Below are 24,134 nucleotides of genomic sequence, written 5' to 3' on the forward strand. Positions count from 1 at the left end.
GGCGGCCCGCGGCTGACCTGCCCCGGCCGCCGGGCGCACCGGATGCTCCGGTCCGCGCCCGGCGGTCTCCTGGTGTCAGGTCACCGTCGGGGCGGCGCCGGACGGGCTCGCCGGTCCCGTCCCGGAGGCGGACGCCGACTCCGCCGGGCCGCTCGCCGAGTTGCCGGTCTCCGGCGGGGAGGGGGAGTCCGTGGGGGACGGCTCCTCCGTGCTCTCGCTGGGAGTCGGGTCCGGTGACGTCGTCGGGGGCGTGGAGCTCGGCGTGGCCGAGGGCCCGGTCGGTTTCCCGGTGGGCGACGGGTCCCCGGACGCCGGGGGTCCGCTCGACGTGCCGCTGGAGGGGGTGCCCGTGCCCGGGCTCGCCGCGGGGCCCGTCGTGCCCGGGGACGGCGTCGTAGCGGCGGAGGGGGCGGCGCTGCCGGACGCGCCCGGGGACGTGGTCCCGCGGGACGGGCCGTCCTCGGGAGCCGGGCGGCTCGGCGGCTCGTCCGCCGGGGACGCGTCCTGGCTGTCGTCCTCGGTGGCCGACCGCTCGGTCGTGACGTCGCCGCCCTCCGGGTCCTCGCTGCCGGAGGTCACGCCGAGCGTCACCACGGTGCCCAGCACGGCCGCCAGCAGCGCGCCCGCACCCACCGCGACGAGGTTGCGCCGGGCGCCCCGGAGCACCGCCGTGCGGCCACCGAGCACGCCCCCGAGCACGCCGGCGATCCTGCCGGGCGCGGGGGGCGGAGGTGCCTGCGGGGAGACCAGGGTGGGCGGCTCCTCGATCCGGCGGGGGAAGAGGGGCGTCACGGCCGGTACGCCGCCGGGCGGCGGGACGGGCGCGACCTCGGCGGCCGGGACGGCGCCGTCCGGTGACGGTCCGCCGGAGCGGTCCTCGACGAGCGCCAGCGCCCTGCGGCCCGCCACCGCCCCGGCCTTGTCGGCGAGTGCGCCGCGCATGCCGATGGACGCCTCCAGCTCCGCCCTGGCCCGGTCCAGATGACCGGTGCAGAGGGCCAGGACTCCCAGCTCGTGGTGGAAGTAGGCCTCTTCCGCCACCTCGCCGGCGATCCTGGCCGCCTCCTGTCCGATCCTGAGGGCCTTCTCCCAGGCGCCCCAGTGCAGCCCCGCCGCGAAGGCGGGAGAGGCGCTGCGCGCCAGCAGGACGGCGACGCCGGCCTGGCTCCCGGCGTCGCCCGGCAGGAGCGGAGCCATCGACGCGAGGACGGCGTCCGCCTCCGCGACCGCGCGTTCGGGGGTGACGGACGGGTGCCCCGCCCACCAGGCGTAGTGCTGGGCGGCGCTGCGGGCGCGCGCCTCGGCGCCCTCTCCGTAACCGCTCGCCTCCAGCTGTGCCAGGGCACCGGCGGCCAGCCGGTAGCGGCATCCCGCCGGCGAGAGCAGACCGCACAGGGACAGCTCCCCCAGCGCGGCGTCGGCGTGGGTGTCCCCCACGAGGGCCGGGAGGTGCGCCTGGTGCGGGACCTCCCCGCCGAGGGCGACGGCGAAGCGCAGGGTCTCGCGGGCCGCCTCGCTCAGCGAGGAGGCGAGCAGGGCGGCGGGAGCCGCGGCCTCGCCCAGGCCGGGCAGCGGTACGTCCCTCGGCTCGATCCGGCCGAAGGGCGTCTCGACGGGTTCGCCGTCGCCGAAGGCCTCCGGGTCCGCGCGGGCCTCGTCACGCCGGCGCAGCAGGGCGCCGGCCTGCACGAAGCGCAGGGGCAGCCCCTCGGACTCGAACCAGAGGTCACCCGCCCAGTTCGCCTCCTCCTCGGTGAGGGGGCGCTCGACGACGTGCCGCAGCAACTCGACCGAGGCGGCGCGGTCCAGGCCGGAGAGGAAGACCTCCTCGATGTCCGCGTCCGCGGCGGGGGTCGGCACCTGCGAGGTCGTGGCAAAGAGGAACGCGCACTCCGGTGTCGCGTCGAGGAGCTCCTGCAGCGCCGTGCCGCCCAGCTCCAGGTCGTCGAGGACGACCACGGCGCCGATGCCGTGGACGAGGGCCAGGAGGCCCTCGCGGTCGGGCCGGTGCAGCGGCGCCCGGAAGACGGCCTCGAAGAGCCCGTACAGCAGGTCCGTGGCGGACCTCTTGTATGCGGAGAGCCGGACCACCCCGTCGGGCGCCAAGCCCGCGCAGTCGGTGGCGACGGCGTCCAGCAGGGCGGTGCGGCCGGAGCCCGCGGGGCCGGTGAGCCGCACCGAGCGGCCCCGTGCCAGCAGGCCCACGAGCCGCTCGCGCTCCTCCTGGCGTTCCAGGAGAGGCAGCCGGGGTGCGGGCGGGCCCGGCGGCACGGGTGGCGCCGCGGCACGTTCCCGCTCGGCGCGCTGGGCGGCGGTGTGCCGTACGGGCGGGGCGGGCCGCTCTCCGGGCCGGCAGGGCTCGATCTCGCTGCCGTCGACGGGGTTGACCGTGAGGAGGAGGTCACCCGAGGTCAGCCGCACCGTGCGGGCCTGCTGAGCGGCCTGGTGCCCGAAGTCGGGCGTCAGCGCTTCGCGGGGCCGCCGGCGCTCGGTGTCCTCGCCGGAGCGGGCGTCGTCGTGGCCGTACTCCCCCGGCTCACGATCGGTCGGATCCATCGTCAAGTCCCCCAGACGCGTAGTGCGCGGTTGCCCCTACCCGGCCTCGCACGCCCTGCTGTCGCTTCCGGTCCGGTGTCCGCCCGTGGGTCCGTGAACCGGCAGACGGCCGAACCCTAAACCTTCGCACGGTATCCGCGCACCAGCGGGGGGCCGGGCCGTCCGGCCCGTCACGTCTTCGTGAGGAATGTGCGCGCCGCACCGGCCCGGGAGGGTCTAGACGCGCGGCAGTGACTCCGCGGCGATTCCACCCTCGATGGCCAGAATGCGATGCAGTCGCGTCGCGACGAGGAGGCGCTGCATCTGCGGCGGCACGCCGCGCAGGACCAGCCGCCGGCCGGCACGGCCCGCCCGGCGGTGCGCCCCCATGATGACGCCGAGTCCGGTGGCGTCCCAGGAGTCCAGTTCGGCCAGGTCCAGGACGAGGTCACCGGCGCCGTCGTCGACGGCCGCATGCAGAACCGTACGGGCGTCCGCCGCGCTTCGGACGTCGAGGCGGCCCCCGACGACCAGCTCGGCGTGGTCGCCCCTGATATGCATATGCGCTCCCCGGATGACTCCGCAGCAAGGTGTCTGTCTGTCTGAAATCGCTTCTGTCCCTGCACCAACTGACTGCCGCAGCGACAGGGAAGTTGCCGTCCGTAAGCGAACCGATACCGAATTCACCCTGAGGGGTGAGTCGGCTCCTCCGGCCCGGAGGCTCCGGACAGCGGACGCCGGAGGGACCCCGGCCGGCTGACGGCACATCGGAAGGCCGGGGACCTGGAAACGATCAGTAGGTGTAGAAGCCCTGCCCGCTCTTGCGGCCGATGTCACCTGCGTCGACCATCCGGCGCATCAGCTCGGGGGCCGCGAACTTCTCGTCCTGGGACTCGGTGTAGATGTTGCCCGTGGCGTGCAGCAGGATGTCGACGCCGGTCAGGTCAGCCGTCGCGAGCGGTCCCATGGCGTGGCCGAAGCCGAGCTTGCAGGCGGTGTCGATGTCCTCGGCGGAGGCGACGCCCGACTCGTACAGCTTGGCCGCCTCGACGACGAGCGCGGAGATGAGCCGGGTGGTGACGAAGCCCGCCACGTCGCGGTTGACGACGATGCAGTTCTTGCCGACGGACTCGGCGAACTCCCGGGCCCTGGCGAGGGTTTCGTCACTGGTCTTGTAGCCGCGCACCAGCTCGCAGAGCTGCATCATCGGGACCGGCGAGAAGAAGTGCACACCGACGACGCGCTCCGGCCGCTCCGTCGCCGCCGCGATCTTGGTGATCGGGATGGCGGAGGTGTTGGAGGCGAGGACTGCGTCCTCCCGTACGACCTTGTCGAGCGCCCTGAAGATCTCGTGCTTGACCTCCAGCTTCTCGAAGACGGCCTCGACGACGACGTCGGCGTCGGCCACGGCGTCGAGGTCGGTGGTCGTGGTGATGCGGGCGAGGGACGCCTCGGCGTCGGCGGCCGTCAGCTTGCCCTTGGAGACGAATCTGGCGTAGCTCGCCTCGATGCCGTCGCGTCCGCGCGTCAGGGCCTCGTCGGTGACGTCGCGCAGGACGACGTCCCAGCCCGCCTGGGCGGAGACCTGCGCGATGCCGGACCCCATGAGTCCGGCGCCGATGACGGCGAGCTTCCTGGCCACGTTGGCACCCCTATGCACTGTCGACGGTTCACATGCTCTCCGGCGGAGGTTAGTACCCGTGAGGAGCCCTGGGGCCGCGAAGAGATGCGCGTCACGTCTCACATGACGGACATCACATCGGCCGTGTCACGCGGCGGCGCGCCGCGTTGCGGGTGAGCGCCTTCTCACCGAGGGGCTCCTCCATGTCGTCGAGCAGGCCGTCAGCGTGGCGTGACACCTCCTCCGGCTCGCGGCCCGCGACCATCTCGCGGCCGATGTGCGCCATCGCGTGCTGTGGGACCGCGAGAGCTGACCCGCCACCAGGTCCGGGGGGTCCGGGCCACCGGCCTCCGCCCCGGACTCCGCCCGCAGGGCCGCCTCCTGGGGCAGCTGGGCCTCCGGCCGAGGCGCCGGAGCCGGGCGTCGAGGGTGCCCTGCTCCGGCGCCTCGACGAGCCGAGCGCGTGCCGTACGGGGTGCTGGTGGCGCTCGCGTCCGCCCTTCCGGCTGTGACGGCCGGCACGCGTGTCCTCCGGGGGCCGGAGCGAAACTACGCTGGGCCCATGGTCAATCTGACGCGCATCTACACCCGTACCGGCGACCAGGGCACCACCGCCCTCGGAGACATGAGCCGGACCGCCAAGACCGATCTCCGGATCTCCGCGTACGCCGACGCCAACGAGGCCAACGCCGTGATCGGGACGGCGATCGCGCTCGGAAACCTCCCCGAGGACGTGGTCAAGGTCCTGGTCCGGGTCCAGAACGACCTGTTCGACGTCGGCGCCGACCTGAGCACCCCGGTGGTGGAGGATCCGAAGTACCCCCCGCTGCGGGTCGAGCAGTCCTACGTCGACAAGCTGGAGGCGGACTGCGACACCTTCCTGGAGGAGCTGGAGAAGCTGCGGAGCTTCATCCTGCCGGGTGGCACCCCGGGGGCGGCGCTGCTGCATCAGGCCTGCACGGTCGTCAGGCGGGCGGAGCGGTCCACCTGGGCGGCGCTGGAGGTGCACGGGGACGTGATGAACGCGCTGACGGCGACCTACCTGAACCGCCTCTCCGACCTCCTGTTCATCCTCGCGAGGACGGCGAACAAGGAGGTCGGGGACGTGTTGTGGGTGCCGGGCGGCGAGCGCTGACTCAGCGGCCGGCGTCCACCCGGTCCTTCGGCTCCCGCTTCGGGGCGACGGTGTAGCCGACGGCGATGACGAGGTTGACACCGATCACCCAGAGCATCTTCCTCTGCCACGCCCGCAGCGAGCCGACGTCGCCGTCCCCGCCGACGTACCGGGCCGCCGCCTCCAGCAGGGCGATGGCGGTCACCGCGGCCACGGTCCAGCGGGCGGCGGTGCGCCACTCGTGGGCGGCCCGCGCCATCCCGTACTTCGGGGGCCTCACCGGCGGCGGGCCGCCCGCGAAGCGGTGGGCGACCCTGGCGTCGACCCACTTGACGGTCGAGTGGCCGAGTCCCACGGTGAAGCCGATGTAGACGGCGGCCAGGCCGTGCTTCCAGTCCGGCTCGGCGCCGTTCCTGAGGTCGACGGCCGTCGCCACCAGCAGGACCAGCTCCAGCACCGGCTCGCACAGCAGCACGGCCGAGCCCGCCCTCGGCATCCCGGCGACGTACCGCAGTCCGAGCCCGGCGGCCAGCAGCACCCAGAAGCCGGCCTCGCAGAGCACGATCAGTGTGACGATCACGGCGGTTCTCCTCCCGGTCCCCTCCAGGCTCCCTGCCGGGCGGCGCCGCATCGTCGTCTGCGGTGACGAGACCGGACTGCATCCTTCGATGTAGCCGCGCCTCACCCCGGGTACGGACGTGCCGCGGGCCCGGGCCGTGTTGGATGGGCGGGTGTTCACCTCTCCGCGGCCGCACCGCCACGACGTACTGATCGCGGTGACCGGGCTGGTGGGCGGGCTGGTGCTCTGGACCGCCGGGCTGCACACCCAGGGAGGCCGGGTCCTCGACGCCCACTGGGTGGCCCTGGTGCCGCTCGTGGTGACCGCGGGCCTGGAGCTGCTGCGCCGGATCCGGCCGCGGGCGGCGGTCGCCGCCGGGACGCTCGCCCTGGTCGCCGACCAGCTGACGACGGGCAGCCTGGCGACCGTCCTGATGTACACCGACCTCCTGTACGCGGCCGTCGTGTACGGGCCCCCGGCCGCCGCCCGGCGCATCCCGGTGGCCGCCTTCCTGGCCACCCTCGCCGCCACCCTCGGGGTCTTCGCCTGGCTCCGCAGCCCCGAGGCACTGCTGATCGGTGTGGCCGCCGGGCTCGTCCTCCTCGCCCCCGCGCTGACCGGTGTCAGCGTGCGCAACCACCGGGAGGCCGCCGAGGCGGCCCGGCTGCGTGCCGACCAGACCGCGCTGCTGGCCGAGATGGACCGGGTGCAGGCGGTGACCGCCGAGCGCGCCCGGATGGCCCGGGAGCTGCACGACATGGTCGCCAACCACCTCTCCGCGATCGCCATCCACTCCACCGCCGCCCTGTCGATCGACGATCCGGCCACCTCCCGGGAGGCACTCGGGGTGATCCGGCGGAACAGCGTCGACGGGCTGTCCGAGATGCGGCGGCTGATCGGGCTGCTGAGGGAGAGCGGCGCGACCGGGCCGCCGGCCGCCGCGCCGACCCTCGCGGGCCTGGACGCCCTCGTCGGGCAGGCGGGCGCGAACTCCGCGTCCAGCGGGCTGACCGTCACGCTGGACGACGCCCGCCAGGAGTCCGGGTCGCTGCCCGCACCGGTGGAACTGGCCGCGTACCGCATCGTCCAGGAGTCGCTGACGAACGCGCTGAAGCACGCGGCGCCGGGCCCGGTGACCGTCCGGCTGAGGCGGTCGCGCGGGGTGCTGACGGTGGAGGTGAGCAGCGTGTTCGGCGACCGGCCGGGTCCGCGGGCACCCGGCTCGGGGGCCGGTCTGGTGGGGATGCGGGAACGGGTGGCGCTGCTGGGAGGGACGATCGGGGCGGGGCCGGAGCCGGGGGACGACGGCACGGAGATCTGGCTGGTGCGGGCCGAACTGCCCGCCGACGAGAGGACGTACCGGACATGACCATCCGGGTACTGGTCGCGGAGGACCAGTCGGCGGTGCGCGCGGGGCTGGTGCTGATCCTGCGCAGCGCCCCGGACATCGAGGTGGTGGGCGAGGCGGCCGACGGTGAGGCCGCCGTGCGCCTGGCCCGTGGACTGCGGCCGGACGTGGTGCTGATGGACATACAGATGCCCAGGCTGGACGGGGTGTCCGCGACGCGGCAGGTGGTCGCGGAGGGAACGGCCGACGTCCTGGTGCTGACCACGTTCGATCTGGACGAGTACGTCTTCGGGGCGCTCCGCGCGGGCGCCGCCGGCTTCCTGCTGAAGCACACGGACGCCCGCGACCTCGTGGAGGGGGTACGCACGGTGGCGCGCGGCGAGGGCCTCATCGCACCGGCCGTCACGCGGCGGCTGATCGAGGAGTTCGCCGGGAGCACCTCCCCGCGCCGGACGGGCGGGCCGGGCCGGGAGGCTCTGGACGCGTTGACGCGCAGGGAGCGGGAGGTGCTGGGCTGCCTGGGTGAGGGACTGTCCAACGCCGAGATCGCGGGGCGGCTGTCGATGGCCGAGGCGACGGTGAAAACGCACGTCAGCAGGCTGCTGGGAAAGCTGGAGCTGCGCAGCCGGGTCCAAGCGGCGGTGCTCGCGCGCGAGTTGCGCCTCTGAGTCGTGGGGCCGGGCCGGCGGGACAACTTTGGTCTGGACCTCTTGACGATTGGTCCAGACCTTCCTAATCTCACCGGACACGCACGCTGCGGTGAGTACGCCATGACAAGCGCGCTCAGGGCGACGCAGGGTCTGCAGTCCACGGACCACCCCCGTTTGCCGACCTCACCCGAGGAGCACCGTTGAGCACTGACACCCCCCAACGCCGATCCCGACCCAGATGGAGACTCGGAACCGGTGAAGCCACCCGATCCAAGGCGGTCGCGGGCCTGACCGCGCTGCTCCTGCCGCTCGCCGCGATGGTCGGGCTGGCCTCCCCCGCCGAGGCTGCCACGTCGGCGACCGCCACCTACGTCAAGAAGTCCAGCTGGGGCAACGGCTTCGAGGGGCAGTGGACGGTCAAGAACACCGGAACCACCGCCCTCTCCTCCTGGACGATCGAGTGGGACTTCCCCTCCGGCACCGCGGTCGGCTCCGCCTGGGACGCCACCGTCACCAACACCGGAACGCACTGGACCGCCAAGAACCTCGGCTGGAACGGCACGGTCGCCCCCGGCGCCAGCGTCAGCTTCGGCTTCAACGGCACCGGCACCGGCTCCCCCGCCGGCTGCAAGCTGAACGGCGCCTCCTGTGACGGCGGCAGCGTCCCCGGCGACAACGCCCCCTCGGCGCCCGGCACCCCCACCGCGAGCGGTGTCACCGACACCTCCGTGAAGCTCAGCTGGAGCGCCGCGACGGACGACAAGGGCGTCAAGAACTACGACGTCCTGCGCGACGGATCCAAGATCGCCACGGTCACCGGTACGACGTACACCAACACCGGCCTCACCGCCGGCACCGACTACTCGTACGCCGTGCAGGCCCGTGACACCGCCGACCAGACCGGACCGGTCAGCGGCGCGGTCAAGGTCCACACCACCGGCGGCGGCGGGGGCGAGAACCCGAACCCGGGCGAGAAGGTCAACCTCGGTTACTTCACCGAGTGGGGCGTCTACGGGCGCAACTACCACGTCAAGAACCTCGTGACCTCGGGCTCCGCCGCGAAGATCACCCACATCAACTACGCGTTCGGCAACGTCCAGGGCGGCAAGTGCACCATCGGTGACGCCTACGCCGACTACGACAAGGCCTACACCGCCGACCAGTCGGTCGACGGCGTCGCCGACACCTGGGACCAGCCGCTGCGCGGCAACTTCAACCAGCTCCGCAAGCTCAAGGCCAAGTACCCCCACATCAAGGTCATCTGGTCGTTCGGCGGCTGGACCTGGTCCGGTGGCTTCGGTGCCGCGGCGCAGAACCCGGCCGCGTTCGCCCAGTCCTGCTACGACCTGGTGGAGGACCCCCGCTGGGCCGATGTCTTCGACGGCATCGACATCGACTGGGAGTACCCCAACGCCTGTGGTCTGACCTGTGACACCAGCGGTCCCGCCGCGCTGAAGAACCTCTCCTCGGCGCTGCGCACCAAGTTCGGCACGAACAACCTGGTCACCGCCGCCATCACCGCGGACGGCACCGAAGGCGGCAAGATCGACGCGGCCGACTACGGCGGCGCCTCGGCGTACCTCGACTGGTACAACGTGATGACGTACGACTTCTTCGGCGCCTGGGAGGCCAAGGGCCCGACGGCTCCGCACTCCCCGCTGACCTCGTACAGCGGCATCCCGAAGGACGGCTTCACCACTGCCGCCGCCATCGCCAAGCTGAAGGCCAAGGGCGTCCCGGCCAAGAAGCTGCTGCTCGGCATCGGCTTCTACGGCCGCGGCTGGACCGGCGTCACCCAGGCCGCCCCCGGCGGCACGGCGACCGGGGCCGCCCCGGGCACGTACGAGGCGGGCATCGAGGACTACAAGGTCCTCAAGAACAGCTGCCCGGTCACCGGCACCATCGCCGGCACCGCGTACGCCCACTGCGGCACCAACTGGTGGAGCTACGACACCCCGGCCACGATCACGTCCAAGATGGCCTGGGCGAACACCCAGGGCCTGGGAGGCGCGTTCTTCTGGGAGTTCAGTGGTGACACCGCGAACGGCGAGCTCGTGAGCGCGATGGACAGCGGCCTCAACTAATCCCCACGCCGCACCACCGGCACCACCCCGCAAAAGCGCCGGGGAGACAGGTCCGCCCCCTGTCTCCCCGGCTTTCGCATGTCCACGGGCTGCCGGCGCCGGTCATCCACTCCCCCGTCCGGTCGGGCCGCTCGTGGCCGTCGGCCTCCCGTGGGCGTCAGCCGGACCACGGTCCGGAGCCGGGCGGGGCACCCGGCCCCATGAGCACGGCCGCACCGCACGAGTGGCGCTCGGCGCCGTCCCTGGGGACGCCGGTGGATCGGCGCGCGTCGGCGGATCGGTGCGGCGCAGGGCGGGTACGGGGAAACTCCAGGCCCGTCGATCGCAAGGCGGGTACGGGGAAGCCCTCAGGCCATACGTTGACCCGCAGGGCGGAGGAGCAAGCCCTCGGGCGGCATTGACCGCAGGGCGTATACGGGGAAAACCCTCAGGCCACGTTGACCCGCTGGCCGGGCGGTGCCGCCTCCAGCCAGGCGAGGAAGCCGGTCAGGGCGTCCTCGCTCATCGCCAGCTCCAGGCGCGTCCCCCGGTGGAGGCAGCCGAGCACGACGGAATCGGACAGGAGGGCAAGCTCCTCCTCGCCCTCGGGCAGCCGGCGCGCGACCACCTCGATGGCGGAGCGCTCCAGGCCCCGGCGCGGGCGGGGGGCGTAGGAGAAGACACGGAACCAGTCGACGCGGTCACCGCTGTAACGGGCGACCCCGTAGACCCAGCCCTTGCCCGACGGGTCGGGCTCCTCGGACACGTCCCAGCGCAGACTGCAGTCGAAGGTTCCGCCGGACCGCTGGATCAGCCGCCTGCGCAGACCGAAGACGAACAGACCCACCGCGACCAGCACGACGACCAGGCCGCCCACCCACAAAGCGAGGACCATTTCCACCGACCTCCTCGCATCGTCGAGTAACGGATACCGAACCCAGCCGAACCGGACTGCACCTGCATCGCCTCAGCCGCGACACGCTCCGGATGCTTCCGGAACGGGCCGCGGCTGAGTCATACACACTTCGTGGGGACGCTCAGTGCGCCGCCACCGCACGCAGTCGCACATCGGCGCGCCGCTCGGCAGCGGCGTCCGTGTCCGACTTCGCACGATCCAGCGCACGCTCGGCGCGCTTGACGTCGATCTCGTCCGCCAGCTCGGCGATCTCCGCGAGCAGCGAAAGCTTGTTGTCGGCGAACGAGATGAAACCGCCGTGCACAGCGGCGACGACCGTCCCGCCGTCACTCGTACGGATCGTCACCGGGCCCGACTCCAGCACACCGAGAAGCGGCTGGTGACCGGGCATGACGCCGATGTCGCCGGACGTGGTACGTGCGACGACGAGGGTGGCCTCGCCGGACCAGACACTGCGGTCCGCGGCGACCAGCTCGACATGCAGCTCAGCAGCCAAGGGTGGCTCCTCGGGTCACCACCCGGCGGTCGTGCCGGGTGTCGGTTCAATTCTACGGGGCGTGGTGAGGGGGGCGGGACACGCCCACCCCCCTCGGTGAGCCGGAGGCTCAGGAGACGCCGAGCTCCTTGGCCTTCGCCTTGAGGTCGTCGATGCCACCGCACATGAAGAACGCCTGCTCGGGGAAGTGGTCGTACTCCCCGTCGCAGATCGCGTTGAACGCGGCGATCGACTCGTCGAGCGGGACGTCCGAACCGTCCAGGCCGGTGAACTGCTTGGCGGCGTGGGTGTTCTGCGACAGGAAGCGCTCGACGCGACGGGCACGGTGGACGACGAGCTTGTCCTCCTCGCCCAGCTCGTCGATACCGAGGATCGCGATGATGTCCTGGAGGTCCTTGTACTTCTGGAGGATCCCCTTGACGCGGCTGGCGGCCTCGTAGTGGTCCTGCGCGATGTAGCGCGGGTCCAGGATGCGGGACGTGGAGTCCAGCGGGTCCACGGCCGGGTAGATGCCCTTCTCCGAGATCGGACGGGAGAGAACCGTCGTCGCGTCGAGGTGGGCGAACGTGGTGGCCGGAGCCGGGTCGGTCAGGTCGTCCGCGGGGACGTAGATCGCCTGCATCGAGGTGATCGAGTGGCCACGCGTCGAGGTGATGCGCTCCTGGAGCACACCCATCTCGTCGGCCAGGGTCGGCTGGTAACCCACCGCGGACGGCATGCGGCCGAGCAGCGTGGAGACCTCGGAACCGGCCTGCGTGAAGCGGAAGATGTTGTCGATGAAGAGCAGCACGTCCTGCTTCTGCACATCGCGGAAGTACTCCGCCATGGTCAGGGCGGACAGTGCGACCCGCAGACGGGTGCCCGGCGGCTCGTCCATCTGGCCGAAGACCAGCGCGGTCTTGTCCAGGACGCCCGACTCGGTCATCTCGTCGATGAGGTCGTTGCCCTCACGGGTGCGCTCGCCGACACCGGCGAACACCGACACACCGTCGTGCAGCTTCGCCACACGCATGATCATTTCCTGGATGAGGACCGTCTTGCCGACGCCCGCACCACCGAACAGACCGATCTTGCCGCCCTTGACGTACGGGGTCAGCAGGTCGACGACCTTCAGGCCGGTCTCGAACATCTCGGTCTTCGACTCGAGCTGGTCGAAGGCCGGGGCCTTGCGGTGGATCGGCCAGCGCTCGGTGATCTGCGCCTCGGCCTCCGGCTCGTTCAGGATCTGGCCGAGGGTGTTGAACACCTTGCCCTTGGTGACGTCACCGACGGGGACGGTGATGCCCGCACCCGTGTCGGTCACCGCGGCCTGGCGGACCAGACCGTCGGTGGGCTGCATCGAGATCGCGCGGACCACGCCGTCACCCAGGTGCTGGGCGACCTCGAGGGTCAGCAGCTTGCGCGCGCCGGCCTCGGCCGGGTCGTCGACCTCGACGTGCAGGGCGTTGTAGATCTCCGGCATCGCGTCGACGGGGAACTCCACGTCGACGACCGGGCCGATGACCCGGGCGACGCGGCCCGTGGCAGCGGCCGTCTCAACTGTCGTCGTCATTACTTGTCACTCCCCGCGGACGCGTCGGCCAGAGCACCTGCACCGCCGACGATCTCGCTGATTTCCTGGGTGATTTCGGCCTGGCGGGCCGCGTTGGCAAGCCGGGAGAGGCTCTTGATGAGGTCCCCGGCGTTGTCGGTCGCCGACTTCATCGCACGGCGGCGGGCGGCGTGCTCGGAAGCGGCGGCCTGCAGCAGTGCGTTGTAGATGCGGCTCTCGACGTAGCGCGGCAGAAGGGCGTCGAGGACGTCCTCGGCCGACGGCTCGAACTCGAACAGCGGAAGGATCTCGCCCTTCTCGGTGCTCTCGTCCTCGCCCTTGTCGAGCGACAGCGGCAGCATCCGGCCGTCGACCGCGTTCTGCGTCATCATCGAGACGAACTCGGTGAAGACGATGTGCAGCTCGTCCACCCCGCCCTCGGCCGTGTCCTTCTGGATGGACTCGATCAGGGGCGCGGCGATCTTCTTGGCATCCGAGTACTCGGGGCTGTCCGTGAAGCCGGTCCACGACTCCGAGACCTTGCGCTCACGGAAGCCGTAGTACGCGACACCCTTGCGGCCGACGATGTACGTGTCGACCTCCTTGCCCTCGGCCGCCAGCCGCTCCCGCAGCCGCTCCGCCGCCTTGATGGCGTTGGAGGAGTAGCCGCCGGCCAGACCGCGGTCGCTCGTGAGGAGCAGGACCGCGGCCCGGGCCGGGGCCTCGGCCTCGGTGGTGAGCGGGTGCCTGGTGTTGGAGCCGGTCGCGACCGCGGTCACCGCACGGGTGAGCTCGGTCGCGTACGGCATCGACGCCGCCACCTTGCGCTGCGCCTTGACGATGCGCGAGGCGGCGATCATCTCCATCGCCTTGGTGATCTTCTTGGTCGCGGTGACGGCTTGGATGCGGCGCTTGTAAACGCGAAGCTGAGCGCCCATCGATCAGCCCTCGCCCAGGAGCTTGCCGTCCGAGGTCTCGAACTGCTGCTTGAAGGCGGCGATCGCGTCGGCGATCGACTGCAGCGTGTCGTCGGACATCTTCGCGCCCTCGGCGATGCTGGTCAGGAGGTCCTTGCGCTCGCGGCGCAGGTACTCCAGCAGCTCGCTCTCGAAGCGGCGGATGTCCTCGACCGGGACGTCGTCCATCTTGCCGGTGGTGCCGGCCCAGACGGAGACGACCTGCTCCTCGACGGGGAACGGGGCGTACTGGGGCTGCTTCAGCAGCTCGACCATGCGCTTGCCGCGCTCCAGCGACGCCTTGGAGGCCGCGTCCAGGTCGGAACCGAAGGCGGCGAACGCCTCCAGCTCGCGGTACTGGGCGAGGTCCACACGGAGGCGGCCGGACACCTGGCGCATGGCCTTGTGCTGGGCGGAACCACCGACACGGGAGACCGAGATACCGACGTTGAGCGCCGGACGCTGACCCGCATTGAACAGGTCGGACTCCAGGAAGCACTGGCCGTCGGTGATGGAGATGACGTTGGTCGGGATGAACGCCGACACGTCGTTCGCCTTGGTCTCGACGATCGGGAGGCCCGTCATCGAACCGGCGCCCATGTCGTCGGAGAGCTTGGCGCAGCGCTCCAGCAGACGCGAGTGCAGGTAGAAGACGTCGCCCGGGTAGGCCTCGCGGCCCGGCGGACGGCGCAGCAGAAGCGACACGGCGCGGTAGGCGTCGGCCTGCTTCGAGAGGTCGTCGAAGATGATGAGGACGTGCTTGCCGTCGTACATCCAGTGCTGGCCGATGGCCGAACCGGTGTACGGCGCCAGGTACTTGAAGCCGGCCGGGTCGGACGCCGGGGCGGCGACGATGGTCGTGTACTCGAGCGCGCCGGCCTCTTCCAGGGCACCGCGCACGGAGGCGATGGTGGAGCCCTTCTGACCGATGGCGACGTAGATGCAGCGCACCTGCTTGTTCACGTCGCCCGAGCGCCAGTTGTCACGCTGGTTGATGATCGTGTCGACGGCCAGAGCGGTCTTACCCGTCTGACGGTCGCCGATGATCAGCTGACGCTGACCACGGCCGATCGGCACCATGGCGTCGACGGCCTTGTAACCGGTCTGCATCGGCTCGTGGACCGACTTGCGGACCATGACGCCGGGGGCCTGCAGCTCGAGGGCGCGACGGCCTTCGGTCGCGATCTCGCCGAGACCGTCGATCGGGTTGCCGAGCGGGTCGACGACGCGGCCGAGGTAACCCTCGCCGACGCCGACGGAGAGCACCTCACCGGTGCGCTGCACCGGCTGGCCCTCCTCGATTCCGCTGAACTCGCCGAGGACGATCGCACCGATCTCGCGCTCCTCGAGGTTGAGGGCGAGACCGAGGGTTCCGTCCTCGAACTTCAGCAGCTCGTTCGCCATGGCGGAGGGCAGACCCTCCACCTTCGCGATGCCGTCACCGGCAACGCTGACCGTACCGACCTCCTCGCGCGAGGCCGCGTCCGGCTGGTACGACTGGACAAAGTTATCCAGTGCGTCCCGGATCTCCTCCGGCCGGATCGTGAGCTCCGCCATCTGGGTTCCCTGCTCTCCTTGTTGGGCCCGAAGTTTCTCAATGGGGTCTGGGGGCGACCCCCAGGAATCTTCTGCAATTTCTGCACGGCCCAACCGGGCCGCTGTTCTTGCTCGTTCAGTTGGTGCGGTGTGGCGCTGCGCGCTGTCAGCCGGCCATCCTGCGGGTGACCTCTTCGAGGCGCTCCGCGATCGTGCCGTTGATGACCTCGTCACCGACGCGCACCGAGATCCCGCCGAGGACCTCGGGGTCCACGTCCAGGTTCAGGTGCATCTGCCGGCCGTAGATCTTCGCCAGGGCGGCGCCGAGGCGCTGCTTCTGGCGATCGGACAGCGGCACCGCCGAGGTGACGACGGCGACCGTGCGGTCCCGGCGCTCCGCGGCGAGCCTGGACAGGGTTTCGAGTCCCGCTTCCAGGCTACGTCCACGGGGCTGCGTCACGAGACGTGTGACCACGCGCTCGGTGACGGGCTGCGCCTTTCCGCCGAGCAGGCTGCGCAGCAGCCCGCTCTTGGCGGCGGCCGGCGCCGACTTGCTGGTCAGGGCGGACCGCAGTGCCACGTCCGAGCCGACGATCCGGCCGAAGCGGAACAGCTCGTCCTCGACGTCGTCCAGGACGCCCGCGCGCTGGGCGGCGGTGAGGTCCGCGGTGTTCGCCAGTTCCTCGACCGCGTCGACCAGGTCACGCGACTGCGACCAGCGGGAGCGGACCATGCCGGACACCAGGTCCACGGCTTCGCCGCCGACCTGACCGCGCAGCAGCCGCCCGGCCAGCTCGGCCTTGGCCTCGCCGCCCTGCGACGGGTCGGTCAGGACCCGGCGCAGCGACACCTCGCGGTGGAGCAGCGCGGTGACGGCGGCCAGCTCGCCGGCGAGCTCCGCCGCGTCGACCGACGTGGAGTCGGTCAGCGCGTCGAGACGCTCACGTGCGGCGGCCAGTGCCTCGCGGCTCGCTCCGTTCATCGGACGGCCTCGGCCTTCGCCTCGAGCTCGTCGAGGAAACGGTCGACGGTGCCGCTCTGCCGGGCGTGGTCCTCGAGGGACTCGCCGACGAGCTTGCCGGCCAGGGCGGTGGCGAGTGAGCCCACGTCCTGACGCAGCGCCGAGGCGGCGGCCTTGCGGTCGGCCTCGATCTGGGCGTGGCCGGCGGCGATGATCTCCTCGCGCTGCCGCTGACCCTCCGCCCTCATCTCCTGGATGATGACGGCACCCTGCTCCTGCGCCTCCTGGCGCAGGCGGGCGGCCTCGTGGCGGGCCTCGGCGAGCTGAGCCTTGTACTGCTCAAGAACGCTCTGGGCCTCGGTCTGGGCCGCGTCGGCCTTCTCGATACCGCCTTCGATGGCCTCGCGGCGCTCTTCCAGAACCCTGTTGATGTTCGGGAGGAGCTTCTTGGCGAGGAAACCGAAGACGATGGCGAAGGCGATCAGGCCGATGACGATCTCGGGGATCGCCGGAAGCAGCGGGTTCTGGATCTCTTCCTCGGCCGCCAGCTGTAGGGCGTTCACATCAATGCCTTTCGTCGCATCGGGCAGTCGGAATGCCGCGACTTAGTCGACCGGGTAGACGAAGGGCATGACGAGACCGATCAGGGCGAGCGCCTCACAGAGGACGAAGCCGAGGATCTGGTTGGAGCGGATCAGGCCGGCGGCCTCGGGCTGACGGGCCAGCGCCTGCGTGCCGTTACCGAAGATGATGCCGACGCCGACGCCGGGGCCGATCGCGGCGAGGCCGTAACCGATGGAACCGAGGTTGCCCGTGATGTTGACGGCGGCGAGGGTCTCAAGAGCGGACATGCCGTTTCTTCCTTCTCTTTCAGAACCGGTGGGGGTTGGCCACCGGACGACTATCGGGGGTGGGGCTGGCTGCTCAGTGGTGCTCGGCGAGAGCGCCCTGAATGTAGTTGCAGGCCAGAAGCACGAACACGTAGGCCTGCAGCGCCTGGATGAAGAGCTCGAAGGCGGTCATCAGGATGGTCATCACGAACGAGACACCGGCGTAGGCGATGCCGATGCCGTTCAGCAGGTACCAGCTGGCGATCGTGAAGATCAGCAGCAGCACGTGGCCGGCGAACATGTTGGCGAAGAGTCGCACGGCGTGGGTGAACGGCCGGATCAGCAGGTTCGACATGATCTCGATGAGCATGACGAACGGGAGAGCCGGGCCGATCGACGGGTCGTAGCCGGAGATGTTCTTCCAGCCGCCGACGAAGCCGTGCCGCTTGAAGGTCAGGCTGACCCACAGGACGTACACGATCGCGGCCAGCGCCACCGGGAAACCGATGACCGAGACCACCGGGAACTGGGCGAGCGGGATGATCGCCCAGAGGTTCATGATCCAGATGAAGAAGAAGAGCGAGACCATGAGGGGCACGTACTTCTTGCCCTCACGCTTGCCGAGCGTCTCGTAGACCACGCCGGTGCGGATGAAGTCGTAACCCGCCTCGGCGACCATCTGGAGCTTTCCGGGCACCAGCTTCGGCTTGTTGAACGCCGCCCAGAAGAAGCCGACGACGACAACGGTGCTCAGGACCGCCAGCAGCATCGGCTTGTTGATCTCGATGCCGCCGACCGTGAACATCGGCTCGAAAACAAAGGAGTGCAGGCCAGGAGCCGGGAAGCCGCATCCGTCGAAGATGTGGCAGTCGGTCTCGAAGGCGAGCACCGTCGTCGGGTCAGCACTCACCGCGGGCTCCTTCAGCGTGGCGCATAGGTACGGCAACCTCGTTGTGTCGGCGCGGCAGGCAGCCGCTGGTCGGCACTGGACTGGTGTTACGGATGGGGGGCGGCTCAGGCATTACGCCTCGCGATGGAGCGGGCGTCGATTCGGATCGGATGCCCGCGTCCGCAGTGCCGCAGTTGGCACCGGACGATAGCAGGGTCCCGACGGCGCGCTTATCCCGGCCCTACCCCTCACGTCGAGGACCCCGTGTTCTCGGGCTTCCTGGCCACGGAGGGTTCCGGTTCGACATAGAGGGTCTTGGTCGTCATGTGGACACGGATCTGCGCGGCGACCCAGGTGAGCGTCGCGACGATGATCGCCGCGGCGAACGCCCTCGGGTTGAAGAGCGTCGTGTCCTTGAAAGCGGCCACGAAGACGAAGAGCAGCAGCAGTTCGGTCGTGTAGAGCGCGAGCCCCATGGACTGGAACAGGTGCGGCAGCGACTTCGCGGTGCGCTGGAGAACGGTGAGACCGATCCCCATGAAGAGGATCACCACCAGCGTCCCGACCGCCGCCCCGATCGCCCCCTTGCCGCCGGCGAGCACACCGCTGACGGCGACGGTGACGACACCGGCGGCAGCAGTGGGCACGGCGGTGTGGAGGAGAGTCCGGACGTCGTTGGACGGCATGGCGCTGGCTCCGCTTTGCAGGGGGTGGGCAGTGGTCGTCAGGGACGAGCGTAGGCCCGGCACGAGTCGGTGCCTCCGGCCGAGGAACCGTCTCTCTAGGTTCCTTCGGCTCTGTCACCGGGCTTCGTGAACGGTATCACAAACTATTTGATGAGGTCTTTACCCGAAAGGTGTGCCCACTGTCACACATGAGGGCTACCCCGCGCGTGTGCGCAGGACATCGCAGCGCTTCGCATGGTAATGGGCTTTCATGTCCGAAACGTCAACGTGACGAATCGGCGCGGTCTCGGTGGGTGAACCGCGAACGGGGGCCGATCGCGGTCGCTCCGTTGACGCCGGAGACGCCCACGGCCACGGGGGCGCGGTCCGCGTCCCCGCTCGCCATGTGCGAGCCGCCGGACGGCCGTTCACCCTCCGTCGCCCCGTCCGCCGCCTCGTCCCCCGCCGAGTCACGGCGCCGGCGCCGGTAGCGCGGGGGCACGAAGGTCTCGGCCCAGCGCGGCGCGCGCGGGGTGAAGCGCGGCATGAGCAGGAGGACGAGGCCCACCGCGCTGAGTCCGACGATCACCAGCACGATCCACAGCGAGGCCGAGTGCACCGAGTACCCGACGGCGCCGAACGCGATGAGGGCCGACCAGAAGTACATGATCAGGACGGACCTGCTGTGCGAGTGCCCGATCTCCAGCAGCCGGTGGTGCAGGTGCCCGCGGTCGGCCGCGAACGGCGACTGGCCGTTCCAGGTGCGCCGCACGATCGCCAGGATGAGGTCGGCGGCCGGGATGGCGATGATCGTCAGCGGCAGCAGCAGCGGGATGAAGACCGGCAGCATCGCGTGGGTCGCCTGCCGCTCACTGCCCTCGAAGAGCTTCATCGCGTCCGGGTCGACCTGGCCGGTGACGGAGATCGCGCCGGCGGCGAGCACCAGCCCGATCAGCATGGAGCCCGAGTCGCCCATGAAGATCCGGGCCGGGTGCATGTTGTGCGGCAGGAAGCCCAGGCACATGCCCATGAGGATGGCGGCGAACAGGGTCGCGGGGGCGGCGGCCTCGATCCCGTACCCGTACCAGAGCCGGTAGGTGTACAGGAAGAACGCGGCGGAGGCGATGCACACCATGCCGGCCGCCAGGCCGTCGAGACCGTCGACGAAGTTCACCGCGTTGATGGTGATCACGACCAGTGCGACGGTGAGCAACGTCCCCTGCCACTGGGTCAGGGCCACCGTGCCGACCCCGGGGATCGGCAGCCACAGGATCGTCAGACCCTGGATGACCATGACGGCGGCGGCGATCATCTGCCCGCCGAGCTTGATCAGGGCGTCGATCTCGAACTTGTCGTCCAGTACGCCGATGAGCCAGATCAGCGCGGCTCCGGAGAGCAGCGCCCTCGGCTCGTTGGAGAGTTCGAAGACACCGTTCAGGTTGAACAGGTGGTCGGCGACGATCAGCCCCGCGCACAGCCCGCCGAACATGGCGATGCCACCGAGCCGCGGTGTCGGTTCCCGGTGCACGTCGCGCGCACGGATCGCGGGCATCGCCCCGACCGCGATGGCGAACTTCCGCACCGGCCCGGTCAGCAGGTAGGTAACGGCTGCCGTGACACAGAGCGTCAGCAGGTAATCACGCACAGGCTGCCCCACAGATTTCGCCGGCCATCTCAGCCCCACACCCTAGTCCCATGAACGGGGACGACCGGGCAGGGGTGACGGTTGCACGGTCCCCGGGCTACCCCGGATAGGGCGGATTGCGTTCCGCCAGTTCCCGCACCCCGGCCCGCAGCCGGCCGGCGTCCCCCTCCTCCCGCACCGCGGCCCCGAACAGCACGGCGATCCGCGCCATGTCGGCGTCGTCCATGCCCTGGGTCGTGACGGCCGCGGTACCGAGCCGGAGGCCGCGCCCGTCCCCGTGGGGCAGGGCGCAGGTGTCGAGGACGATGCCGGCATCCGCGAGGCGCTCACGGGCGGTGCGTCCGTCGACCCCCAGCGGCGCGGGGTCCGCGACGACGATGTGGGTGTCCGTGCCGCCCGTCGTGATTCCGAAGCCCTCGGCCTCCAGGCCCGCCGCCAGGGCGCGGGCGTGGACGACCACCTGGTGGGCGTAGAGCGCGAAGGCCGGGGTGGCCGCCTCCCCGAACGCCACGGCCTTCGCCGCGACGCTGTGCATCTGGGCGCCGCCCTGGGTGAACGGGAACACGGCGCGGTCGATCCGCTGGGCGAGCTCCGCACCGCACAGGATCATGCCGCCGCGCGGCCCCCGCAGCACCTTGTGCGTCGTGGCGCACACCACGTCCGCGTACGGGACGGGGCTGGGCGCGGCTCCGCCGGCGATCAGGCCCATCGGGTGCGCGGCGTCGGCGATCAGGTAGGCGCCCACCTCGTCGGCGATGTCGCGGAACGCCTCGTAGTCGGGGTGGCGGGGATAGGAGATCGAGCCGCAGACGATCGCCTTGGGGCGGCGGGCCCGTGCCAGGGAGCGCACCTGCGCGTAGTCGATCAGCCCGCTGCCGGGATCCACTCCGTAACCGGCGAAGTCGAACCAGCGGCCGGAGAAGTTCCCCGGAGCGCCGTGGGTGAGGTGCCCCCCGTACGGGAGTCCCATGGCCAGCACGGTGTCGCCGGGGCGGAGCAGGGCGGCGTAGGCGGCGAGGACGGCGGAGGAGCCGGAGTGGGGCTGGACGTTGGCGTGCTCGGCGCCGAACAGCGACATGGCCCGCCGCACCGCGACGCGTTCGGCCGCGTCCGCGTGCTCGCAGCCGCCGTGGTGGCGGGCGCCGGGGTAGCCCTCGGCGTACTTGTTGGCGAGCGGCGAGCCGAGAGCGGCCAGGACGGCGGGCGAGGCGAAGTTCTCGGCGGCGACGAGCTGGAGCGTGCTCGACTGGCGGCCCGTCTCGGCCAGCAGGATGCCGGCGACCTCCGGGTCCTGGCGGAACAGGGACGCGAAGTCCTGCGGCATGGCGTCGCCGGACGGGGACTGCGGGGACACCGCGGCTGGTGCGGCTGGAGTGGTGACCGGCATGTGACGGCTCCGGGCCTGAGGGGGGGGCGCTGGCCGGAAACTGCCACCGGCTCCCTCGGACGGGCTCCGTTACGGGCCCGGCGGGGTCGGACAGCGGCTTCCAGCTCCAATGTAGGCCCGCACCGGGCGGTGTGCCCGCCGCCGGGCGGTCCCGTACGCCGGTCGGCGCACCCGCACGCGCGCGGCGCTCAGTGCGGGGCGCGTACGCCCGTCAGCGCGGTCACCACGGGGTCGAGCGCCTGGTTGATCTCATCGCCGATGGAACGGAAGAACGTGATGGGCGCGCCGTACGGGTCGAAGACCTCGTCCGCCTCGGCGGTGGGCGCCAGGAGCCAGCCGCGCAGGGCGGCCGCGGCGCGCACCAGGGCGCGGGCGCGTTCGACGACGCCCTCCTCGTGGGCGTCGGGCAGCGTCGCCGGATCTATGGCCCGCACCAGCCGGGTGAACTCCTTGAGCGTGAAGGTGCGCAGACCGGCCGAGTGGCCCATCGAGATCACCTGGGCCCGGTGGTCGCGGGTGGCGGTGAGGACGAGGTCGGCGCGGATGACGTGCTCGTCCAGCAGCTCGCGGCCGACGAAGCCGGTGGCGTCGGCGCCGAAGTCCGCGAGGACGACCTCGGCGTTGGCCTCCATGGGCGCGCCCTCGTGCCCCCAGGTGCCCGCGCTCTCCACGATCAGGCCGCCGCTGAGCGGATCGCCGAGGCGGTCCACCAGGGCATGGCGGGTCAGCCGCTCGGTGATGGGCGAGCGGCAGACGTTGCCGGTGCTGACGTGGAGGATGCGGAAAGTGTCGTGTCCTCCCGCTATGCCACGCCCCTCAGGGGCGGTCAATTGGCCACCTCGAGGTCGGGTACCACCTTGCGGAGCTCTTCCACGGAGAGCGCTCCGGCCCGGAGGAGGAGGGGGACCTCGCCGGTGACGTCGACGATGGAGGACGGGACGATTCCGGGGGTCGGCCCGCCGTCGAGGTAGACGGAGACGGAGTCCCCGAGCATCTCCTGGGCGGCGTCGCAGTCCTCGGGCGAGGGGTGTCCGGTGAGGTTGGCGCTGGACACGGCCATCGGGCCGACCTCGGTGAGCAGTTCGATGGCGACCGGGTGCAGGGGCATCCGCACGGCCACCGTGCCCCGGGTGTCGCCGAGGTCCCACTGGAGGGACGGCTGGTGCTTCGCGACGAGTGTCAGGGCGCCGGGCCAGAAGGCGTCGACGAGCTCCCACGCCTGTTCGGAGAAGTCCGTGACCAGGCCGTGCAGGGTGTTCGGTGAGCCGATCAGGACGGGGGTCGGCATGTTCCGGCCGCGGCCCTTGGCGTCGAGCAGGTCGGCGACTCCCTCGGAACTGAAGGCGTCCGCACCGATCCCGTACACGGTGTCGGTGGGCAGGACGACCAGTTCACCGCGGCGGACGGCGGACGCGGCCTCACGCAGGCCGGTCGTACGGTCGGTCGCGTCGTTGCAGTCGTATCGCCGTGCCATCAGCCGGCCTCCTCGGACATATGCGGGTCTGGCGGGTAGGGGTCGTCGTGCGGTCGTGGCGCACCGGCGGTCACGGCATCGCCTTGCGGGCCGTCGCGAACCGGGGCCGTTTGTTCAGGTCGGGGTGGTCGGCAGCGTCGGCCCAGCCCCGCTCCTCGGTGAAGATCCACGGCACCTGGCCGCCCTGGGTGTCGGCGTGCTCGATGACGACGAGGCCGCCGGGGCGCAGGAGGCGGTGCGCGGTGCGCTCGATGCCGCGGATGGTGTCGAGACCGTCCTCGCCGGAGAAGAGCGCCATCTGCGGGTCGTGGTCCCGGGCCTCGGGCGCCACGTACTCCCACTCGGTGAGGGGGATGTACGGGGGGTTCGAGATGACCAGGTCGACCTGCCCGTCGAGCTCCGGCAGGGCGCTGAGGGCGTCCCCCCGGTGGACGGTGACCCTCGACCCCTCGGCGTTCTTGCGGGTCCACCTCAGGGCGTCCTCGGACAGCTCCACGCCGTGCACGCGCGAGCGCGGCACCTCCTGGGCCATCGCGAGGGCGATGGCGCCCGAACCCGTGCACAGATCGACGATCAGCGGTTCGACGACGTCCATCGCGCGGACCGCGTCTATCGCCCAGCCGACGACCGACTCGGTCTCGGGGCGGGGCACGAAGACGCCCGGTCCCACCTGGAGTTCGAGGTAGCGGAAGAAGGCGCGTCCGGTGATGTGCTGGAGCGGCTCGCGGGCCTCGCGGCGGGCGATCGTCTCCCAGTAGCGGGCGTCGAAGTCGGCGTCCGGCACCCGGTGCAGCTCGCCCCGCTTGACGTCGTGCACGAAGGCGGCGAGTTCCTCGGCGTCGAATCGCGGCGAGGGGACGCCGGCGTCGGCCAGCCGCTGGGTGGCCTGGGCCACCTCGGCGAGCAGCAGGTTCATCGCGGATCTCCGTACGGGTTCACGGGGTGGGCGCAGCTCGGG

The 24,134-nt window shown here is 71.2% G+C and carries 24 protein-coding genes; 4 read left to right on the plus strand and 20 right to left on the minus strand.

Going from position 1 to position 24,134, the window contains the following annotated elements; translation table 11 throughout:
* Positions 1-75: 75 nt before the first annotated feature.
* The 4 genes from ABZ371_RS08070 to ABZ371_RS08085 form a co-directional block, all read right to left on the minus strand.
* Positions 76-2,556, minus strand: coding sequence for an ATP-binding protein (locus ABZ371_RS08070; RefSeq protein ID WP_358675133.1), 2,481 nt, complete (start codon positions 2,554-2,556; stop codon positions 76-78).
* A gap of 216 nt (positions 2,557-2,772) precedes the next feature.
* Positions 2,773-3,096 carry an STAS domain-containing protein gene (locus tag ABZ371_RS08075; RefSeq protein ID WP_358675135.1) on the minus strand — a complete coding sequence of 108 codons (324 nt, stop codon included), beginning with the start codon at positions 3,094-3,096 and terminating at the stop codon, positions 2,773-2,775.
* Positions 3,097-3,328: 232 nt separating this feature from the next.
* The gene (locus ABZ371_RS08080; protein WP_358675137.1) at positions 3,329-4,177 is read right to left on the minus strand and encodes a 3-hydroxyacyl-CoA dehydrogenase family protein; all 849 of its coding nucleotides are present in this window, start codon (positions 4,175-4,177) and stop codon (positions 3,329-3,331) included.
* Positions 4,178-4,289: 112 nt separating this feature from the next.
* On the minus strand, positions 4,290-4,442 hold the full coding sequence (locus ABZ371_RS08085) for a hypothetical protein (RefSeq protein ID WP_358675139.1): 153 nt from the start codon (positions 4,440-4,442) through the stop codon (positions 4,290-4,292).
* 276 nt (positions 4,443-4,718) lie between these two features.
* Between ABZ371_RS08085 and ABZ371_RS08090 the strand changes: the two genes are divergently transcribed.
* On the plus strand, positions 4,719-5,291 hold the full coding sequence (locus ABZ371_RS08090; protein WP_358675141.1) for a cob(I)yrinic acid a,c-diamide adenosyltransferase: 573 nt from the start codon (positions 4,719-4,721) through the stop codon (positions 5,289-5,291).
* Between the two features lies 1 nt (position 5,292).
* Here the strand turns inward: ABZ371_RS08090 and ABZ371_RS08095 are convergent, their stop codons facing one another.
* Positions 5,293-5,850 (minus strand): hypothetical protein, encoded by a 558-nt coding sequence (locus tag ABZ371_RS08095; protein WP_358675144.1) that lies wholly within the window; start codon positions 5,848-5,850, stop codon positions 5,293-5,295.
* A 151-nt stretch (positions 5,851-6,001) separates the two neighbouring features.
* Here ABZ371_RS08095 and ABZ371_RS08100 point away from each other — a divergent pair, with 151 nt between their 5' ends.
* From ABZ371_RS08100 to ABZ371_RS08110, 3 genes are all read left to right on the plus strand, one after another.
* On the plus strand, positions 6,002-7,198 hold the full coding sequence (locus tag ABZ371_RS08100) for a histidine kinase (protein WP_358675147.1): 1,197 nt from the start codon (positions 6,002-6,004) through the stop codon (positions 7,196-7,198).
* Complete coding sequence (locus ABZ371_RS08105; RefSeq protein ID WP_358675150.1) at positions 7,195-7,845, plus strand: response regulator transcription factor; 651 nt, start codon at positions 7,195-7,197, stop codon at positions 7,843-7,845. Before ABZ371_RS08100 ends, ABZ371_RS08105 begins: the two co-directional genes overlap by 4 nt.
* A gap of 182 nt (positions 7,846-8,027) precedes the next feature.
* Positions 8,028-9,911, plus strand: a complete 1,884-nt coding sequence (locus tag ABZ371_RS08110) for a glycoside hydrolase family 18 chitinase (protein ID WP_358675153.1) — start codon at positions 8,028-8,030, stop codon at positions 9,909-9,911.
* A 427-nt stretch (positions 9,912-10,338) separates the two neighbouring features.
* Here the strand turns inward: ABZ371_RS08110 and ABZ371_RS08115 are convergent, their stop codons facing one another.
* The 15 genes from ABZ371_RS08115 to prmC all read right to left on the minus strand — a co-directional run bounded on the left by ABZ371_RS08115 (position 10,339) and on the right by prmC (position 24,092).
* Positions 10,339-10,785 carry a DUF2550 domain-containing protein gene (locus ABZ371_RS08115; protein ID WP_307124940.1) on the minus strand — a complete coding sequence of 149 codons (447 nt, stop codon included), beginning with the start codon at positions 10,783-10,785 and terminating at the stop codon, positions 10,339-10,341.
* 142 nt (positions 10,786-10,927) lie between these two features.
* A complete protein-coding gene (locus ABZ371_RS08120) occupies positions 10,928-11,302 on the minus strand; it encodes a F0F1 ATP synthase subunit epsilon (protein WP_358675156.1) in 375 nt (124 codons plus the stop codon).
* Positions 11,303-11,411: 109 nt separating this feature from the next.
* Positions 11,412-12,854 (minus strand): F0F1 ATP synthase subunit beta, encoded by a 1,443-nt coding sequence (gene atpD / locus ABZ371_RS08125; protein WP_307124942.1) that lies wholly within the window; start codon positions 12,852-12,854, stop codon positions 11,412-11,414.
* Positions 12,854-13,771: a F0F1 ATP synthase subunit gamma gene (locus tag ABZ371_RS08130; protein ID WP_358675160.1), complete on the minus strand. Its 918-nt coding sequence runs from the start codon at positions 13,769-13,771 to the stop codon at positions 12,854-12,856. The genes atpD and ABZ371_RS08130 overlap by 1 nt, the downstream gene beginning before the upstream one ends.
* A 3-nt stretch (positions 13,772-13,774) precedes the next feature.
* Positions 13,775-15,346 (minus strand): F0F1 ATP synthase subunit alpha, encoded by a 1,572-nt coding sequence (gene atpA, locus ABZ371_RS08135; RefSeq protein ID WP_358675163.1) that lies wholly within the window; start codon positions 15,344-15,346, stop codon positions 13,775-13,777.
* 145 nt (positions 15,347-15,491) lie between these two features.
* The gene (locus tag ABZ371_RS08140; protein ID WP_358675166.1) at positions 15,492-16,307 is read right to left on the minus strand and encodes a F0F1 ATP synthase subunit delta; all 816 of its coding nucleotides are present in this window, start codon (positions 16,305-16,307) and stop codon (positions 15,492-15,494) included.
* On the minus strand, positions 16,304-16,849 hold the full coding sequence (locus tag ABZ371_RS08145; RefSeq protein WP_358675169.1) for a F0F1 ATP synthase subunit B: 546 nt from the start codon (positions 16,847-16,849) through the stop codon (positions 16,304-16,306). The genes ABZ371_RS08140 and ABZ371_RS08145 overlap by 4 nt, the downstream gene beginning before the upstream one ends.
* 42 nt (positions 16,850-16,891) lie before the next feature.
* Positions 16,892-17,137: an ATP synthase F0 subunit C gene (gene atpE, locus ABZ371_RS08150; protein WP_014048348.1), complete on the minus strand. Its 246-nt coding sequence runs from the start codon at positions 17,135-17,137 to the stop codon at positions 16,892-16,894.
* 73 nt (positions 17,138-17,210) lie between these two features.
* Positions 17,211-18,026 (minus strand): F0F1 ATP synthase subunit A, encoded by an 816-nt coding sequence (gene atpB / locus ABZ371_RS08155; protein ID WP_307124946.1) that lies wholly within the window; start codon positions 18,024-18,026, stop codon positions 17,211-17,213.
* A gap of 227 nt (positions 18,027-18,253) precedes the next feature.
* Complete coding sequence (locus ABZ371_RS08160) at positions 18,254-18,691, minus strand: hypothetical protein (RefSeq protein WP_358675174.1); 438 nt, start codon at positions 18,689-18,691, stop codon at positions 18,254-18,256.
* A 262-nt stretch (positions 18,692-18,953) separates the two neighbouring features.
* Positions 18,954-20,327 carry an MraY family glycosyltransferase gene (locus ABZ371_RS08165; RefSeq protein ID WP_358675177.1) on the minus strand — a complete coding sequence of 458 codons (1,374 nt, stop codon included), beginning with the start codon at positions 20,325-20,327 and terminating at the stop codon, positions 18,954-18,956.
* 85 nt (positions 20,328-20,412) lie between these two features.
* Positions 20,413-21,702: a serine hydroxymethyltransferase gene (glyA, locus tag ABZ371_RS08170; RefSeq protein ID WP_358675180.1), complete on the minus strand. Its 1,290-nt coding sequence runs from the start codon at positions 21,700-21,702 to the stop codon at positions 20,413-20,415.
* Positions 21,703-21,890: 188 nt separating this feature from the next.
* Positions 21,891-22,532 (minus strand): protein-tyrosine-phosphatase, encoded by a 642-nt coding sequence (locus tag ABZ371_RS08175; RefSeq protein WP_358675183.1) that lies wholly within the window; start codon positions 22,530-22,532, stop codon positions 21,891-21,893.
* On the minus strand, positions 22,529-23,176 hold the full coding sequence (locus ABZ371_RS08180) for an L-threonylcarbamoyladenylate synthase (RefSeq protein WP_358675186.1): 648 nt from the start codon (positions 23,174-23,176) through the stop codon (positions 22,529-22,531). Before ABZ371_RS08180 ends, ABZ371_RS08175 begins: the two co-directional genes overlap by 4 nt.
* 70 nt (positions 23,177-23,246) lie before the next feature.
* Positions 23,247-24,092, minus strand: coding sequence for a peptide chain release factor N(5)-glutamine methyltransferase (gene prmC / locus ABZ371_RS08185; protein ID WP_358675189.1), 846 nt, complete (start codon positions 24,090-24,092; stop codon positions 23,247-23,249).
* Between the last annotated feature and the right edge of the window lie 42 nt (positions 24,093-24,134).

The organism is Streptomyces sp. NPDC005899 (assembly GCF_040629645.1).
Taxonomy (GTDB): Bacteria; Actinomycetota; Actinomycetes; order Streptomycetales; family Streptomycetaceae; genus Streptomyces.